Annotated in this window: 17 protein-coding genes; 9 read left to right on the plus strand and 8 right to left on the minus strand. The window is 66.1% G+C overall.

Going from position 1 to position 15,278, the window contains the following annotated elements; translation table 11 throughout:
- Window positions 1–126 precede the first annotated feature (126 nt).
- From G3N98_RS33735 to G3N98_RS33750, 4 genes are all read left to right on the plus strand, one after another.
- Complete coding sequence (locus G3N98_RS33735; RefSeq protein WP_089426047.1) at window positions 127–1,587, plus strand: PLP-dependent aminotransferase family protein; 1,461 nt, start codon at window positions 127–129, stop codon at window positions 1,585–1,587.
- A gap of 158 nt (window positions 1,588–1,745) precedes the next feature.
- Window positions 1,746–3,644 (plus strand): molecular chaperone HtpG, encoded by a 1,899-nt coding sequence (gene htpG, locus G3N98_RS33740; protein WP_089495382.1) that lies wholly within the window; start codon window positions 1,746–1,748, stop codon window positions 3,642–3,644.
- Between the two features lie 8 nt (window positions 3,645–3,652).
- Entirely contained in the window at window positions 3,653–4,249 is a 597-nt protein-coding gene (locus tag G3N98_RS33745; protein ID WP_206150587.1) for a chorismate lyase, read from the plus strand.
- Window positions 4,249–4,725: a DNA-deoxyinosine glycosylase gene (locus G3N98_RS33750; protein WP_089431546.1), complete on the plus strand. Its 477-nt coding sequence runs from the start codon at window positions 4,249–4,251 to the stop codon at window positions 4,723–4,725. Before G3N98_RS33745 ends, G3N98_RS33750 begins: the two co-directional genes overlap by 1 nt.
- A gap of 19 nt (window positions 4,726–4,744) precedes the next feature.
- Here the strand turns inward: G3N98_RS33750 and G3N98_RS33755 are convergent, their stop codons facing one another.
- Window positions 4,745–4,999, minus strand: coding sequence for a hypothetical protein (locus tag G3N98_RS33755; RefSeq protein WP_206150588.1), 255 nt, complete (start codon window positions 4,997–4,999; stop codon window positions 4,745–4,747).
- A 41-nt stretch (window positions 5,000–5,040) separates the two neighbouring features.
- Window positions 5,041–5,319 (minus strand): YlcI/YnfO family protein, encoded by a 279-nt coding sequence (locus tag G3N98_RS33760; RefSeq protein ID WP_089473332.1) that lies wholly within the window; start codon window positions 5,317–5,319, stop codon window positions 5,041–5,043.
- Between the two features lie 170 nt (window positions 5,320–5,489).
- Between G3N98_RS33760 and G3N98_RS33765 the strand changes: the two genes are divergently transcribed.
- The 3 genes from G3N98_RS33765 to G3N98_RS33775 all read left to right on the plus strand — a co-directional run bounded on the left by G3N98_RS33765 (window position 5,490) and on the right by G3N98_RS33775 (window position 8,394).
- Window positions 5,490–6,407, plus strand: coding sequence for a spermidine synthase (locus G3N98_RS33765; RefSeq protein ID WP_206150589.1), 918 nt, complete (start codon window positions 5,490–5,492; stop codon window positions 6,405–6,407).
- 197 nt (window positions 6,408–6,604) lie between these two features.
- Window positions 6,605–6,847 carry a DUF3311 domain-containing protein gene (locus G3N98_RS33770; protein ID WP_011352801.1) on the plus strand — a complete coding sequence of 81 codons (243 nt, stop codon included), beginning with the start codon at window positions 6,605–6,607 and terminating at the stop codon, window positions 6,845–6,847.
- Window positions 6,844–8,394 carry a sodium:solute symporter family protein gene (locus G3N98_RS33775; RefSeq protein WP_089426038.1) on the plus strand — a complete coding sequence of 517 codons (1,551 nt, stop codon included), beginning with the start codon at window positions 6,844–6,846 and terminating at the stop codon, window positions 8,392–8,394. Before G3N98_RS33770 ends, G3N98_RS33775 begins: the two co-directional genes overlap by 4 nt.
- A 67-nt stretch (window positions 8,395–8,461) precedes the next feature.
- Here G3N98_RS33775 and G3N98_RS33780 read toward each other — a convergent pair whose 3' ends face one another.
- From G3N98_RS33780 to G3N98_RS33800, 5 genes are all read right to left on the minus strand, one after another.
- Window positions 8,462–8,917, minus strand: a complete 456-nt coding sequence (locus G3N98_RS33780) for a VOC family protein (RefSeq protein ID WP_089426037.1) — start codon at window positions 8,915–8,917, stop codon at window positions 8,462–8,464.
- A gap of 275 nt (window positions 8,918–9,192) precedes the next feature.
- Window positions 9,193–10,146 (minus strand): transaldolase, encoded by a 954-nt coding sequence (tal, locus tag G3N98_RS33785; protein WP_089473329.1) that lies wholly within the window; start codon window positions 10,144–10,146, stop codon window positions 9,193–9,195.
- A 168-nt stretch (window positions 10,147–10,314) separates the two neighbouring features.
- Window positions 10,315–11,526, minus strand: coding sequence for a benzoate/H(+) symporter BenE family transporter (locus tag G3N98_RS33790; protein ID WP_089473328.1), 1,212 nt, complete (start codon window positions 11,524–11,526; stop codon window positions 10,315–10,317).
- A gap of 53 nt (window positions 11,527–11,579) precedes the next feature.
- Window positions 11,580–12,755, minus strand: coding sequence for a VWA domain-containing protein (locus G3N98_RS33795; RefSeq protein ID WP_034190734.1), 1,176 nt, complete (start codon window positions 12,753–12,755; stop codon window positions 11,580–11,582).
- A 27-nt stretch (window positions 12,756–12,782) separates the two neighbouring features.
- On the minus strand, window positions 12,783–13,625 hold the full coding sequence (locus tag G3N98_RS33800) for a MoxR family ATPase (RefSeq protein ID WP_089426034.1): 843 nt from the start codon (window positions 13,623–13,625) through the stop codon (window positions 12,783–12,785).
- A 246-nt stretch (window positions 13,626–13,871) separates the two neighbouring features.
- On the opposite strand from G3N98_RS33800, the gene G3N98_RS33805 reads away from it, so the two are divergent.
- Window positions 13,872–14,231, plus strand: a complete 360-nt coding sequence (locus tag G3N98_RS33805) for a c-type cytochrome (protein WP_011352793.1) — start codon at window positions 13,872–13,874, stop codon at window positions 14,229–14,231.
- 40 nt (window positions 14,232–14,271) lie between these two features.
- Complete coding sequence (locus G3N98_RS33810) at window positions 14,272–14,631, plus strand: cytochrome c (RefSeq protein ID WP_011352792.1); 360 nt, start codon at window positions 14,272–14,274, stop codon at window positions 14,629–14,631.
- A 99-nt stretch (window positions 14,632–14,730) separates the two neighbouring features.
- On the opposite strand, the gene G3N98_RS33815 is transcribed toward G3N98_RS33810, so the two are convergent.
- Window positions 14,731–15,165 carry a DUF1841 family protein gene (locus G3N98_RS33815; protein WP_011352791.1) on the minus strand — a complete coding sequence of 145 codons (435 nt, stop codon included), beginning with the start codon at window positions 15,163–15,165 and terminating at the stop codon, window positions 14,731–14,733.
- Window positions 15,166–15,278: the final 113 nt, after the last annotated feature.

Below are 15,278 nucleotides of genomic sequence, written 5' to 3' on the forward strand. Positions count from 1 at the left end.
GCCAGGTGCGGCGGGGCCGGAACGGTGGCCGCACGGCCGCCATTCCGGTCAACTGTAATCGTCGCTACCGGCACAGTAACGGTACAATCGGCGCGATAGCCTTCGGTACAGTTGGAGCTGCCGCCCATGTCCACCGTCCCACTCGCCCAGATTCCCGTGCCGCACGACACGGCCACGCTCACGCTCGTCGACCAGCTTGTCCAGTGGGCGCGACGGCGCATCGACGAACGCGTGTTCCGGCCCGGCATGCGGATGCCGTCGATCCGCAAGCTCGCGCTCGACAAGAGCGTGTCGCGCTTCACCGTCGTCGAGGCGTACGAGCGCCTCGTCGCGCAGGGTTACCTCGACTCGCGGCGCGGCTCGGGCTTCTACGTGCGCGAGCGCACGGCCGCCGGCCCGCAGCCGGCCGACGGCGTCGCACGCGTGGCCGAGGCCGCGCCGGTGCACAACACGATCGACGTCGTCTGGCTGCTGCGCAACATGCTGCATACCGTCAGCCCGGAAAAGGGGCCGGGTCTCGGCTACCTGCCGGGCCGCTGGCTCGACGGGGAACTGATCACCGGGGCGCTGCGCGCGCTCGGGCGCCAGTCCGGCGCGCAGATGCTCGGCTTCGGCACCGCGCAGGGCTTCCTGCCGCTGCGCCAGCAACTGCAGACGCGCCTCGCCGAAGTGGAGATCGGCGCGAAGCCCGAACAGATCGTGCTGGTGTCGGGGATCACGCAGGCGATCGACCTGATCGCGCGGATCTACGTGAAGCCCGGCGATGCGGTGATCGTCGGCGATCCGGCCTGGTTCCAGATGTTCGGCCGCTTCGCGGCGCAGGGCGCGCAGCTCGTCGGGATGCCGTACACGCCGGACGGCCCCGATCTCGACGCGCTCGAAACGCTCGTCCAGATGTGGCGACCGAAGATGCTCGTGATCAATTCGGTGCTGCAGAACCCGACCGGCACGTCGCTGTCGGCCGCGCAGGCGTTCCGGATCCTGAAGCTCGCGGAGGCGTACGACTTCCTCGTCGTCGAGGACGACGTGTACGGCGACCTGTGCCCGCCGAGCTACCCGGCCACGCGCCTCGCGAGCCTCGACCAGTTGAAGCGCGTGATCTACCTCGGCAGCTATTCGAAGACGCTCGCGGCGAACCTGCGGGTCGGCTACGTCGCGTGCGCGCCGGAGATCGCGAAGGCGGTCACCGACCAGAAGATGCTGGTCGGGATGACGACGCCCGAGCTCAACGAGCGCGTGCTGTACAAGATCCTGACCGAAGGGCATTACCGGCGCCACGTCGAGCGGCTGCGCGCGCGGCTCGACGGCGTGCGCGACAAGACCGCGCGGATGCTCGAGCGCACGGGGCTCGGCCTGTTCACGATGCCGGCGGCCGGGATGTTCCTGTGGGCCGACACGGGTGTCGATTCGGACGCGCTCGCGGCGGTCGCGCACGAGGCCGGCTTTTTGCTGACGCCGGGCAGCCTGTTCTCACCGCAGCAATCGCCGTCCACGTGGATGCGCTTCAACGTCGCGAACTGCGGCGATCCCGCGCTGCCGGCGCTGCTGTCGCGCTATATCGATTCGGCCGTGCGCCGCGCATCGTGAAGCGGCGCGGCACGCCCGCCCTTGAAATCGGGCGTGCCGCCTCCAGATACGCGCGCAAACCGCTAGCGCCGGGCGGTCGCCTTTCACGGGCCGGCCGGCATCGCGCGCCGGGCGCTCGCGGCACCCTATTCAAGTTCAAGTAAGAGGAAACAGCATCCATGGCACATGAAACGATGAGCTTTCAGGCAGAGGTCAAGCAACTCCTCCACCTGATGATCCATTCGCTCTACAGCAACAAGGAAATCTTCCTGCGCGAACTGGTGTCGAACGCGTCCGACGCGGCCGACAAGCTGCGTTTCGAAGGGCTCGCGGACAACGCGCTGTACGAGAACGATCCGAACCTGCGCATCCGCATCGGCTACGACAAGGCCGCGCGCACGATCACGATCGACGACAACGGCATCGGCATGAGCCGCGACGAAGCGATCGCGAACCTCGGCACGATCGCGCGTTCGGGCACCAAGGAGTTCTTCACGAAGCTGTCGGGCGACCAGCAGAAGGATGCGGCGCTGATCGGCCAGTTCGGCGTCGGTTTCTACTCGGGCTTCATCGTCGCCGACAAGATCACGGTTGAAACGCGTCGCGCGGGCCTGCCGGCGAGCGAAGCCGTGCGCTGGGAAAGCGCGGGCGAGGGCGATTTCACGATCGACGCGATCGAGCGCGCGCAGCGCGGCACGACGATCACGCTGCACCTGCGCGAAGGCGAGGACGACCTGCTGTCGTCGCACCGCCTGAAGTCGATCATCCAGAAGTATTCCGACCACATCGCGCTGCCGATCCTGATGCAGAAGGAAGAATGGGATCAGGAAAAGGGCGAGATGGTCCTGAAGGACGAGGACGAGACCGTCAACCAGGCGAGCGCGCTGTGGACGCGTTCGAAGAGCGACGTCACCGACGAGCAGTACACGCAGTTCTACCAGCACATCGCGCACGACCACCAGGATCCGCTCACGTGGACGCATAACCGCGTCGAGGGCCGCAGCGAATACACGCAACTGCTGTTCGTGCCGTCGCATGCGCCGTTCGACCTGTGGAACCGCGACTATCGCGGCGGCCTGAAGCTGTACGTGAAGCGCGTGTTCATCATGGACGACGCCGAGCAGCTGCTGCCGCAGTACCTGCGTTTCGTGAAGGGCGTCGTCGATTCGGCCGACCTGCCGCTGAACGTGTCGCGTGAAATCCTGCAGGAAAGCCGCGACGTGAAGGCGATCCGCGAAGGCGTGACGAAGCGCGCGCTGTCGATGCTCGAAGAGCTCGCGAATGCGGAAGAGGATGCCGGCAAGGAGAAGTACAAGACGTTCTGGAGCGCGTTCGGCCAGGTGCTGAAGGAAGGCCTCGGCGAGGATCACGCGAACCGCGAGCGCATCGCGAAGCTGCTGCGCTTCGCGTCGACGCACGGCGACACCGACGCGCAGGACGTGTCGCTCGCCGACTACGTGTCGCGCATGAAGCCCGAGCAGAGCAAGATCTACTACGTGACCGCCGATACGTGGCAGGCCGCGAAGAACAGCCCGCATCTGGAAGTGTTCCGCAAGAAGGGCGTCGAGGTGCTGCTGCTGACCGACCGCGTCGACGAATGGATGCTGTCGTTCCTGCACGAATTCGACGGCAAGCCGCTCGCGAGCGTGGCCCGTGGCGACCTCGACCTCGGCGAGCTGAACGACGAGGAGAAGAAGGCGCAGGAACAGGCGGGCGAGGCAATCAAGCCGGTCGTCGAGAAGATGAAGGAAGCGCTCGGCGACAAGGTGAAGGAAGTGCGTGTCACGTTCCGCCTGACCGATTCGCCGTCGTGCCTCGTCGCGGACGACAACGACATGAGCGGCTACCTGCAGCGCATGCTGAAGGCGGCCGGCCAGAACGCGCCGGCGATGCAGCCGATCCTCGAGATCAACCCGGAGCACGCGCTCGTGAAGCAGCTGAATGCCGACAGCGCCGATTTCGGCGACTGGTGCCATCTGCTGTTCGACCAGGCGCTGCTCGCCGAAGGCGGCATGCTCGACGACCCGGCAAGCTTCGTGAAGCGGACCAACGCGCTGCTGCTGTCGCGCGCCGCGTGAACACGCGGATGCGATTCGACGGCGGTCAGGCCGGCTGGCGCGAGACGCCGCGGCCTGGCTGCACGCTCGACCAGCGTGACTGGCTGACGCGCGGCGGATCGCTGACCGCGCACCTCGCGCGGCTCGGCCGCGTGAACGTGCGCGTGACGCGCGAGGCCGTCGACTGCCCGTGGTTCGACGAGCCGGACGCGCTCGCCAGTGCGCCGCGCGCGCCGATGTGGGTGCGCGAGGTGATCCTGTCGGTCGACGGCACGCCGTTCGTCGCCGCGCACAGCATCGCGCCGCTCGCGGCCAGCAAGGGTGTGTGGCAGGCGATGCGGCGGCTGCGCACGCGACCGCTGGCGGAGCTGCTGTACAGCGATCCGCAGGTCGAGCGTTCGGCGCTCGTCAGCCGGCGCGTGATCGCCGGCCATCCGCTGTATGCGCTGGCGACCCATGCGCTTGACGGGGCGCGTGCGCCGCATTCGTTCGCCGCGCGGCGCTCGGTGTTCCAGCGTCACGGCAAGCCGTTGATGGTCACCGAGTGCATGCTGCCGGCGCTGTGGCGCCATCTCGATGCGCACGGCGACGGGCCGCGCTCGGGCGGGCCGGACGGAGGCGCGTGATGTTGCGGGGTTTTCCGCCGGTCGTCGCGGCGAATACGCACACGATGATCCTCGGCAGTTTTCCGGGCGAGGCGTCGCTCGATGCCGCGCAGTATTACGCGCATCCGCGCAACCAGTTCTGGCGGTTGCTCGGCACGGTGCTCGGCGAGCACGGGCTGCACGAGTTCGCGTACGACGCGCGGCTCGAGCGTGTGCTGTCGCACGGGATCGGTATCTGGGATGTCTTGGCCGCGTGCCATCGCGAGGGCAGCCTCGATTCGGCGATCCGGCATGCGAAGCCGAACGATTTCGCGTCGTTGCGCGAGCATGCGCCGTTGCTCAAGCGCGTGTGTTTCAACGGCAAGACGGCGGGGCGGTTTGCGGAGGTGATCGGTGCGGCGGGGTACGACACGCTCGTGCTGCCTTCATCGAGCCCGGCGAATGCGATGCTGACGTTCGAGCAGAAGCTCGCGCAGTGGCACGGGATTCGTGCCTGATGAATGGACGGATCGTCGCTTATTCGTCCTTGCCCCAGCGCCATTTCGGTTTTTCGCCTTTCAGCCAGCACACGATCGTGAGCGCGGCCACCAGCACCACGATGCAAGCCGCGAACGCCAGCGGTGACTGGGCGGGCGGCACGTGCGTCGCAACCACGACGATCCCGATCACGAAGAGCAGCAGGACGAGCCAGCCTTGCCACGCGACCGGCAACCCCCATCCCCAGCCGTAGCGCTTCGCCGGAAACCAGATCGTCTTGTGGTGCGAGGCCATGTGGCTCCTCGTTGTCTGATGATTGTTACGCTGACTTTTTGTTAGCGAGCGTGTCGCTGGCGGGCTCTCATCGTATCGAGCAGGCGTTCCAGCCGTGCGAGCGCGTCGGATGACGAAACGTACTCGCCCGTGCGTCGCGCCTCGTCGCGCGATGCAATGCCGCGTGCGATAAACGCGCTTTGAAGCCGGCGATACGCGATGCCGTCGCGGATTGATTGCTCGACGAAGCTCGACAGCGTTTCGCCGTCACGCAGGACGCGTTCGGCAACGGCGAGCAGTTCGGGTTCGATGGGGATGGGCTGACAAACGGTGGTCTTCATCGGGCGACTTCCACGAACACGATTTCAATGCATTGTCGTCCACGCGCAGCGATTGTGCACGTGACAGGCCAACGGTACGCAGTGGTGGATCGGTTTCCGACAGCGACTATCGTCCCGCCAATGCTATCCTCTCGTCCGCTAAAACCAGCTTCACCCAGCGAGATTCACACATGACCCGACTGATCAAGCGCGCGTCCGCCGAGGCGCGCGCGTCCAAGCGCAGCAAGCCGTCCGCGTACAACGGCTCCGAAAAACTCCAGCCGCCGCGCGTGAAGCGCCGCCCGGACATCGACGAGCACGACGACGTGCCCGTGCTCGAAGCCCCGCGCAAGCCGCGCTTCGCGCCCGTCACGTTCTCGGAAGAGGGCGGCGTGCGCTTCCTGCATTTCGGTACCGAATGGGTGCAGGGCGCGATGCGGATCTCGAAGCCGCTGCATATCGAGCTCGAATACGCGCAGCAGATGATGGCGTGGCTGCTGTTCCTCGAAACGCCCGAGCGGATCGTCCAGCTCGGGCTCGGCACCGGCGCGCTGACCAAGTTCTCGCACCGCTTCCTGTCGCACGCGAAGGTCGAGGCCGTCGAGCTGAACCCGGCCGTGATCGTCGCCGCGCGCACGATGTTCGCGCTGCCGCCCGACGACGCACGTCTCGCCGTGCATGAAGCCGACGCGTGGGATTTCGTCAACGATCCAGCCAACCGCGGCACGACGGGCGCGATCCAGATCGACCTGTACGACGCGACCGCGCGCGGTCCCGTGCTCGACAGCGTCGCGTTCTACCGCGCGGTGCGCGGCTGCCTCGCCGATGCGGGCATCGCGACGATCAACCTGTTCGGCGATCATCCGAGCTTCGTGCGCAACATGAAGCACCTGAACGCGGCGTTCGATCACCGCGTGATCGCGCTGCCGGAAGTGCATGACGGCAACCGGATCGCGATCGCGTTCTCGGGCCCCGCGCTCGACGTGTCGTTCGCGCAGCTCGACGAACGCGCGAAGCTGATCGAGGACACGCTGAAGCTGCCCGCGCGCAAGTGGGTGAAAGCTTTGAAAGAAACCGCCGGCGCACGCGACACCGCGTTCGCGATCTGACGCTTCATGCACCGGCGGCATGCCGGTGCAACCATGCGACAAGGGGCGGATCACTCGGGTTCGCCCCCGCTTGACCGCGTGCTAGCGGCTCCTATACTGGCGCGAAGCCAGGGGAGCCGCAGCCTACCCGTTTTGCGCTCCTCTCGGCGCCGTACCCGCTCAACAAGATCGATAACCGGGAAAGATGAGGAGACGTCATGGCTCACGATGCCGACGCCAACCGGGCCGCCAAGCGCTGGCTCTGGCTGCTGGTACTGCCGCTGATTGCGATGGTCTGGGTACCGTCGTACAGCAAGATCGAACCGCAATGGTTGGGTTTTCCGTTTTTCTACTGGTACCAGCTGCTTTGGGTCTTCATTAGCGCGGTGATCACCGCGTTCGTGTACTTCAAGACCAAGAACGCGTGGAAGGCGAGCGGCCCGCAGGGAGGTGCGCGATGAATCTCGGCGCAACCTTCGTCTTCGTGCTGCTGTTCATCGGCGTCACGATCATCGGTTTCCTGGCCGCGAACTGGCGGCGCGGCGATCTCGCCCATCTCGACGAATGGGGTCTCGGCGGCCGCCGCTTCGGCACGATCGTCACGTGGTTCCTGCTCGGCGGCGACCTCTACACGGCCTACACGTTCGTCGCGGTGCCCGCGCTCGTGTTCGGCGCCGGCGCGATGGGCTTCTTCGCGCTGCCGTACACGATCCTGATCTACCCGTTCGCATTCGTCGTGTTTCCTAAGCTGTGGAGCATCGCGAAGCGGCACGGCTACGTGACGTCCGCCGACTTCGTCAACGCGCGCTACGGCAGCCGGATGCTCGCGCTGGCGATCGCGGTGACGGGCATCGTCGCGACGATGCCGTATATCGCGCTGCAGCTCGTCGGCATCGAGGTGGTGATCGGCGCGCTCGGCTTCGACACGACCGGCTTCGTCGGCGACCTGCCGCTGATCATCGCGTTCGCGATCCTCGCCGCGTACACGTACACGTCGGGCTTACGCGCGCCCGCGATGATCGCGATCGTCAAGGACATCCTGATCTACATCACGATCGCCGCGGCGGTCATCGTGATCCCGGCGAAGCTCGGCGGCTTCGGGCACATCTTCGCGAGCGTGCCGCCCGCGAAGCTGCTGCTGAAGGCGCCCGACGCGATGAGCCTGAACGGCTACAGCGCGTACGCGACGCTCGCGATCGGCTCGGCGCTCGCGCTGTTCCTGTATCCGCACTCGGTGACGGCGATCCTGTCGTCGTCGTCCGGCAACTCGATCCGTCGCAACATGGCGATGCTGCCCGCGTATTCGTTCGTGCTCGGCCTGCTCGCGCTGCTCGGCTACATGGCGCTCGCATCGGGCGTGAAGGACATGCCGCAGTACGCGCCGTACTTCAAGGCGTTCGGCCCGAACTTCGCGGTGCCCGCGCTGTTCCTCCAGTATTTCCCGTCGTGGTTCGTCGGCGTCGCGTTCGCGGCGATCGGCATCGGCGCGTTGGTGCCGGCGGCGATCATGTCGATCGCGGCCGCGAACCTGTACACGCGCAACATTCACCGCGAGTTCGTGAACCGCAACATGTCGCACGAGCAGGAAACGCATGTCGCGAAGCTCGTGTCGCTGATCGTGAAGGTCGGCGCGGTGGCGTTCATCCTCGGGCTGCCGCTGACCTACGCGATCCAGCTGCAGCTGCTCGGCGGGATCTGGATCATCCAGACGCTGCCGGCGATCGTGCTCGGCCTGTACACGCGCGTGCTCGACCATCGCGGCCTGCTGGCCGGCTGGGCGGCCGGCATCGTGTGCGGCACGTGGATGGCGATCTCGCTGAAGCTGGCCGGATCGATCTTCACGATCCACCTGTTCGGTCTCGCGATTCCCGGCTATGCAGCCGTGTGGTCGCTGATCGTGAACCTGGTGGTGGCGGTGGTGGTGAGCGTGCTGGTGCGCGTGATGGGCATGGCGCATGCGGAAGATCGCACGCGGCCGGAGGACTATCTCGACGTGGTGGAAGGCTGACGCCGCCTGCACGGCCACGCAATGAAAAAGCCCGCCACCGGCAAGGTGGCGGGCTTTGTCTTTCGTGTTATCCCTGCGCGCGCTCCGCGAGGTTCTCGCGCTGCGACAGATCCTCGACGTTGACCATCCAGTGCACGCCGAAACGATCCTTCGCCATCCCGAAGCCGAGCGCCCAGAACGTCTTGCCGAACGGCATCGTCACTTCGCCGCCGTCGGCGAGCGCATTGAACAGCTTCTGGCCCTCCTCGACCGTCGCCGGGTTCAGCGACAGCGAATAGCCGGCGTGCACGCCGCCGCCGGGCTGGCTGCAGTCGCCGTCCGAGCACATGATCATCGACTCGCCGATCGTGAAGCTCGCGTGCATCACCTTGTCGGCCATCTCCGGCGTCATCGGGTAGTCGGGATTCGGCGGCGCGTCCTTGAAGTGCATCTTGAACATCGTCTTCGCCCCGAGTGCCTTTTCGTAGAACTGAAGGGCTTCGTCGGCGCGACCGTAGAACGTCAGGTACGGTTGGACTTGCATCGTTGTCTCCTGTATTGAGGGGGCCGGCCTGCGCTTCTGCGCGGGTTCGGCGTCGTACAAGACTGACTGGGAAAGGGGGCCTCGGGAGGCGGCCGGTGCACCCGTGACGTGGATTGTAGTGCGCGTGCTTGACGATGGAATGAAAAATAAAACGGCCGCGAACATGATGTTCGCGGCCGTATGCGGCGTGCGTGCTGACGGCTGTTGCCTGTGTTGCTGACAGCCGCTGACGCTTGTCGTGGCTCAGTGACTCAGCGGCGCAGCGGCTCAGCGGCTCAGCGCAGCGAGTCGATCAGCTTCTCGAGCTTCACCGCATCGGCGGCGAATACGCGGATACCTTCGGCGAGCTTTTCGGTCGCCATCGCGTCGTCGTTCAGCTGGAAGCGGAACGCGGCCTCGTCGATCGCGACACGCGCGGCGGGCTTGTCCTGCAGCGCTTCCGGCGACAGCTTGCGGGTGACCGTCTCGTTGCTGTCCTGCAGTTTCTGCAGCAAATCGGGACTGATCGTCAGCAGGTCGCAGCCGGCGAGCTCGGTGATCTGGCTGGTCGTGCGGAAGCTCGCGCCCATCACTTCGGTCGTGTAGCCGAACGTCTTGTAGTACGTGTAGATGCGGCGCACCGACTGCACGCCCGGATCGTTCGCGCCGCCGTCCTTCTCTTCATTCCACTCGGCGCCGGCCTGCTTCTTGTACCAGTCGTAGATGCGGCCGACGAACGGCGAGATCAGCTGCGCGCCGGCTTCCGCGCATGCAGCCGCCTGCACGAGCGAGAAAAGCAGGGTCATGTTGCACTTGATCCCTTCCTTCTGCAGCACTTCGGCCGCGCGGATGCCTTCCCACGTCGATGCGAGCTTGATCAGGATGCGTTCGCGGCCGATGCCGGCTGCTTCGTACAGCTTGATGAGCTCGCGGCCCTTGTCGATCGAGCGCTGCGTGTCGAACGACAAACGTGCGTCGACCTCGGTCGACACGCGGCCCGGGATCAGCTTCAGGATCTCGGTGCCGAATGCGATCAGCAGGCGGTCGATGATGAAATCGGTGCTTTCGTTGCGATGATCGCGGACGGTTTTCTCGAGGATCGGCTTGTACGCATCCTTCTGGACGGCCTTCAGGATCAGCGACGGGTTCGTGGTCGCGTCCTGCGGCTGGTATTGCGCAAGCTGCTGGAAATCGCCCGTGTCGGCGACGACGGTCGTGTACTGCTTCAGCTGGTCGAGTGCGGTAGTCATGGCGATTCGGAAGAAGGGCGCAAGGCGCCGGGTTCTCACGGGCCGCGCGAACGCGGCGGCGAAGCGAGGCGGCGCCGGGCGCCGCCTCCGATCCGCTATTCTAGGCCCGATTCGTGTCGGGCACGTTCTGGCGTGTCCGAAGGCCGCGGCGGCTGGCGCTAAGCCGCGTCACGCGGGGCGGCGCGCGTTCAGGATCACCTGCGTGACGACGCCCGCGACGAGCCCCCAGAATGCCGAGCCGATCGACAGCAGCGTGAGGCCCGACGCGGTGACCATGAACGTGACGAGCGCGGCTTCGCGCTGCTTCACGTCCTGCATCGCGTTCGCGAGGCCGCTCATGATCGAGCCGAACAGCGCGAGCGCGGCGACCGACACGACGAGCGCCTTCGGCAGCGCCGCGAACAGCGCGGCGATCGTCGCGCCGAAGATTCCCGCGACCAGGTAGAACGTGCCGCACCACACGGCGGCCGTGTAGCGTTTCGCGTGATCCTCGTGCGCTTCCGGGCCGGTGCAGATCGCGGCCGTGATTGCCGCGAGGTTGACGCCGTGCGAGCCGAACGGCGCGAGCAGCAGCGACGCGAGGCCGGTGGTCGCGATCAGCGGCGACGACGGGGTCTGATAGCCATCCGCGCGCAGCACCGCGATGCCCGGCACGTTCTGCGACGCCATCGCGACGACGAACAGCGGAATGCCGATGCTGACGATCGATGCGATCGAGAACGCGGGCATCGTGAATACGGGCTTCGCGAACGCGATGTGAAAGCCGCTGAAGTCGAGCAGGCCGAGACCACCGGCGACTGCCGTGCCGACGATCAGCGTCGTGACGATCGCATAGCGCGGCGCGAGCCGCTTGACGATCAGGTAGGTGAAGAACATCGCGAGCACGAGCGCCGTCTGGAACTGCGCGGCACGGAAGATCTCGATGCCGATCTCGAACAGGATGCCCGCGAGCAGCGCGGCTGCGATGCCGGCCGGAATCTTGCGCATCAACGTGTCGAACAGCCCGCTCACGCCGATGGCCGTCAGCAGCACCGCGCAGACGACGAATGCGCCGATCGCCTCGGGGTAGGGCACGCCGGGCAACGACGCGATCAGCAGCGCGGCGCCGGGCGTCGACCACGCGACGACGACGGGCGCACGAAAGCGCAGCGACAGGCCGATCGTCGTCAACGCCATGCCGATCGACAGCGCCCAGATCCACGACGAGATCTGCGCATCGGTGAGGTGGGCGGCGCGGCCGGCCTGGAACATCAGCACGAGCGAACTCGTGTAGCCCGTCATCATCGCGACGAAGCCGGCGACGAGGGCCGAGACGGACGTATCGGCGAAAAAGCGGCGGCCGCCGGCGCGGCTGGCGCTCGCGGTGGGCGAGGGGTTCATGCTATCTCCGGGGGAGGCCGCTCGGACGCGGCCTTCGTGCTTGGTGGGTGTCGTTACTTGCTGAGTGCGCGCATCGCGGTTTCGAGGCCCGCGAGCGTGAGCGGATACATGCGATGGCCGAGCAGGTCGCGGATCACCGCGACCGACTGCCGGTATTCCCATAGCCGTTCGGGCTCGGGGTTCAGCCATGCATGATGGGGGAACTGGTCGGCGAGGCGGCGCAGCCATACGGCGCCGGCTTCCGGGTTGTTGTACTCGACCGAGCCGCCGGGCTGCAGCACTTCGTACGGGCTCATCGTTGCATCGCCGACGAAGATCAGCTTGTAGTCGGGCGTGAACTTGTGCAGCACGTCCCACGTCGCGGTGCGTTCCGAGTGGCGGCGGCGGTTGTTCTTCCACAGGTGGTCGTACACGCAGTTGTGGAAGTAGAAGAATTCCAGGTGCTTGAATTCGGCCTTCGCGGCGGAGAACAGCTCTTCGGTGCGCTTGATGTGATCATCCATCGAGCCGCCGACGTCGAGCAGCATCAGCACCTTCACGTTGTTGTGGCGCTCGGGCACCATCCGCAGGTCGAGCCAGCCCGCGTTCGCGGCGGTGCTGCGGATCGTGCCGGGCAGGTCGAGCTCCTCGGCGGCGCCTTCGCGCGCGAAGCGGCGCAGCCGCCGCAGCGCGACCTTGATGTTGCGCGTGCCGATCTCGACGGAATCGTCGTAGTCGCGATACGCGCGTGCTTCCCACACCTTCACCGCGGTGCGGTTGCCGTTCGACGGGCCGCCGATGCGCACGCCTTCCGGGTTGTAGCCGCCGTGCCCGAACGGCGACGTGCCGCCGGTGCCGATCCACTTGTTGCCGCCTTCGTGGCGCTCCTTCTGCTCGTCGAGCAGTGCCTTCAGGCGCTCCATCAGCTTGTCGAGCCCGCCCATCGCCTCGATCTGCGCCTTCTCTTCCGGCGACAGCTCGCGCTCGAGGCGCTTCTCGAGCCAGTCGAGCGGAATGTCGAACGCTTCGGACGGCAGCGCGGACACGCCGTGGAAATACGCGCCGAACGCCTGGTCGAACTTGTCGAAGTACTGCTCGTCCTTGACGAGCGTCATCCGCGCGAGGAAGTAGAACGCGTCGATCGACGGCGAGATCAGCCCGGCCTTCAGCGATTCGAGCAGCGTCAGGTATTCCTTCACCGAGACGGGCAGCTTGGCTGCGCGCAGCGCGTAGAAGAAATTGAGCAGCATGGCCGGGCCTTCGCGGGTGAGAGAGGATTACCGGTTGTGCCGGTTCATGTAGACGAGCCGTTCGAGCAGGCTCAGGTCCTGCTCGTTCTTCAGCAGCGCGCCCGCGAGCGGCGGCACGATCTGCTTCGCATCCACGCCGCGCAACTGGTCGGCCGGGATGTTCTCGGCGAGCAGCAGCTTCAGCCAGTCGAGCAGCTCGGACGTCGACGGCTTCTTCTTCAGGCCCGACACGCCGCGCAATTCGAAGAAACTCTCGAGCGCCGCGCGCAGCAGCTCCTCGCGGATGTCCGGGAAATGGACCGCGACGATCTTCTGCATCGTCGCCGGGTCGGGAAACTGGATGTAGTGGAAGAAGCAGCGGCGCAGGAACGCGTCGGGCAGCTCCTTCTCGTTGTTCGACGTGATGATGACGAGCGGGCGGTGCTTCGCGCGGACCGTTTCCCGTGTTTCGTACACGTGGAACTCCATCCGGTCGAGCTCGCGCAGCAGGTCGTTCGGGAATTCGATGTCGGCCTTGTCGATCTCGTCGATCAGCAGCACGCTCGGGTGCTCGGCATCGAACGCCTGCCACAGCACGCCCTTGACGATGTAGTTCGAGATGTCCTTCACGCGCGCGTCGCCGAGCTGCGAATCGCGCAGCCGCGACACGGCGTCGTATTCGTACAGGCCCTGCTGCGCCTTCGTGGTCGACTTGATGTGCCACTGCAGCAGCGGCATGTCGAGCGCGGCGGCCACTTCCTCGGCGAGCATGGTCTTGCCGGTGCCGGGCTCGCCCTTGATCAGCAGCGGGCGTTGCAGCGTCAGCGCGGCATTGACCGCGAGCTTCAGATCGTCGGTGGCGACGTAGTGCGAGGACCCTTCGAAACGCATGGCGGCGCTCTTCTCAATCGGGGAAAAAAACCCAGTATAAGTCAGAAGGGCTGTCCGGTTGGGCCACGCCCGCGTATCGTTGCGGGGCTGTGGCGGGGAGAACCGGGGTGCCTTGTGGACGCGTTCCCTGCCGACGCGGTACAATCTGGCCGTTTTTTTTGGCCTGCGTGGCGACCTGATAAGCATAACGGCGCGGGCCGTTGCCGCTTCGGCGCCAGTTTCCCCTCAAGCTAGGTTACAAGAGCTATGAACAAATTCGTCGGCAAACACGTCGTTGTCGCAGCGCTCGTGGCGCTCGCGGGCAGCGCGCAGGCGGCCGGTGTGGTCGGCAACCCGAAGGACGGGGCGAGCAAGGCCGCCATGTGCATCGGTTGCCACGGCATCCAGGACTACCGCGCGGCGTACCCGGAGGTCTACCGGGTGCCTGTCCTCGGCGGCCAGAACCAGCAATACCTCGAGAACGCGCTGAAGGCCTATCGCAAGAAGGATCGTCACTTCCCGTCGATGAATGCGATCGCCGGTTCGCTGACGGACCAGGACATCGCGGATCTGGCGGCGTACTACGCCGTCCAGAAGGCCGACACGAAGGACAATCCCTACAAGTAAAGCGCGCGCCGCCGATCTGACCGGCGGGACAGGAGCATTCATGAACAACGCATTCAAGACGGCGGCGGTTGCACTGGCGGCCGGCCTCGCGATCGGTACCGCGCACGCGGCGGACACCACGAAGGGCAAGGAACTGGTCGAATCGCACAACTGCGCTGCCTGCCACGGCGCGCAGATGAACAAGCCGATCAACGCCGAATATCCGCGCCTTGCCGGCCAGCACGCCGACTATCTCGTGTGGGCGATGCGCCAGTACCAGATGGGCCTGACGAATCCGCTGCTCGGTCGCAACAACGCGATCATGCAGGCGCAGGTGCAGAGCCTGTCGGTCAGCGACATGAAGGACATCGCGGCCTACATCGAGTCGCTGAAAGAAACCGATCTCGTGTTCAAGAAGTAAGCGCGACGGGCCCGACGGGCTCGCGCAGCAAAAATACCCCGCTGAGGCGGGGTATTTTTTTGTCCGCGCGCCGGCGCCCGTGGGCCGGCGCCGCGGCGCTCAGTCGCGCGATGCGCGACGCAGGATGCGCTGCAGGTACGCGTCGGTATCGGGCGGCGTGCTCGTGCGCTGGGCTTCCCAGATCGTCTCGCCGAGGCATTCCATGATCACGTGCTGCGCGTCGTGGGTCGAGTCGAGCTTGGCCGCGAGCTTGTCGTGCGCGGCGCGGATGCCGGGCGGCTGGTCGATCGACAGCTGCTCGCTGATCGCGAGATGCATCGACAGGTGCAGGAACGGGTTCGTGCGGCCTTCCTCGGGCGTGTACTCGCGCGCGGTCGCGCCATCGGCGTCGGCGAGTTCGTCGTGGTATTCGGGATGCTCGACGATCCAGTCGGCTGCCATCGCTTCCAGCGGCGTCAGGATCTCGCCGGCGCGCTGCTTGCGCCAGGTCTCGGTGAAAAAGCGACGCACTTCGTCGCGGCTTGGATTGAACATGGTGGGGAAACGTCGTGATTCGGACGGCGTGGTGCCGCGTCGGGCATTGTACGCCGGGTCGGCGGACGGCGCTGGCGGCGGGCGGGAGCGGGTTGCGCGGCGGCCCGCCGGGC

It is taken from the genome of Burkholderia sp. Tr-20390 (assembly GCF_017104595.1).
GTDB lineage: Bacteria > Pseudomonadota > Gammaproteobacteria > Burkholderiales > Burkholderiaceae > Burkholderia.

What these genes read in the sequence shown, in the direction of transcription:
- G3N98_RS33735 (WP_089426047.1), top strand. Translation starts at nt 127, where the DNA reads ATGTCCACCGTCCCACTCGCCCAGATTCCCGTGCCGCACGACACGGCC.
- htpG (WP_089495382.1), top strand. Translation starts at nt 1,746, where the DNA reads ATGGCACATGAAACGATGAGCTTTCAGGCAGAGGTCAAGCAACTCCTC.
- G3N98_RS33745 (WP_206150587.1), top strand. Translation starts at nt 3,653, where the DNA reads ATGCGATTCGACGGCGGTCAGGCCGGCTGGCGCGAGACGCCGCGGCCT.
- G3N98_RS33750 (WP_089431546.1), top strand. Translation starts at nt 4,249, where the DNA reads ATGTTGCGGGGTTTTCCGCCGGTCGTCGCGGCGAATACGCACACGATG.
- G3N98_RS33755 (WP_206150588.1), bottom strand. Translation starts at nt 4,999, where the DNA reads ATGGCCTCGCACCACAAGACGATCTGGTTTCCGGCGAAGCGCTACGGC.
- G3N98_RS33760 (WP_089473332.1), bottom strand. Translation starts at nt 5,319, where the DNA reads ATGAAGACCACCGTTTGTCAGCCCATCCCCATCGAACCCGAACTGCTC.
- G3N98_RS33765 (WP_206150589.1), top strand. Translation starts at nt 5,490, where the DNA reads ATGACCCGACTGATCAAGCGCGCGTCCGCCGAGGCGCGCGCGTCCAAG.
- G3N98_RS33770 (WP_011352801.1), top strand. Translation starts at nt 6,605, where the DNA reads ATGGCTCACGATGCCGACGCCAACCGGGCCGCCAAGCGCTGGCTCTGG.
- G3N98_RS33775 (WP_089426038.1), top strand. Translation starts at nt 6,844, where the DNA reads ATGAATCTCGGCGCAACCTTCGTCTTCGTGCTGCTGTTCATCGGCGTC.
- G3N98_RS33780 (WP_089426037.1), bottom strand. Translation starts at nt 8,917, where the DNA reads ATGCAAGTCCAACCGTACCTGACGTTCTACGGTCGCGCCGACGAAGCC.
- tal (WP_089473329.1), bottom strand. Translation starts at nt 10,146, where the DNA reads ATGACTACCGCACTCGACCAGCTGAAGCAGTACACGACCGTCGTCGCC.
- G3N98_RS33790 (WP_089473328.1), bottom strand. Translation starts at nt 11,526, where the DNA reads ATGAACCCCTCGCCCACCGCGAGCGCCAGCCGCGCCGGCGGCCGCCGC.
- G3N98_RS33795 (WP_034190734.1), bottom strand. Translation starts at nt 12,755, where the DNA reads ATGCTGCTCAATTTCTTCTACGCGCTGCGCGCAGCCAAGCTGCCCGTC.
- G3N98_RS33800 (WP_089426034.1), bottom strand. Translation starts at nt 13,625, where the DNA reads ATGCGTTTCGAAGGGTCCTCGCACTACGTCGCCACCGACGATCTGAAG.
- G3N98_RS33805 (WP_011352793.1), top strand. Translation starts at nt 13,872, where the DNA reads ATGAACAAATTCGTCGGCAAACACGTCGTTGTCGCAGCGCTCGTGGCG.
- G3N98_RS33810 (WP_011352792.1), top strand. Translation starts at nt 14,272, where the DNA reads ATGAACAACGCATTCAAGACGGCGGCGGTTGCACTGGCGGCCGGCCTC.
- G3N98_RS33815 (WP_011352791.1), bottom strand. Translation starts at nt 15,165, where the DNA reads ATGTTCAATCCAAGCCGCGACGAAGTGCGTCGCTTTTTCACCGAGACC.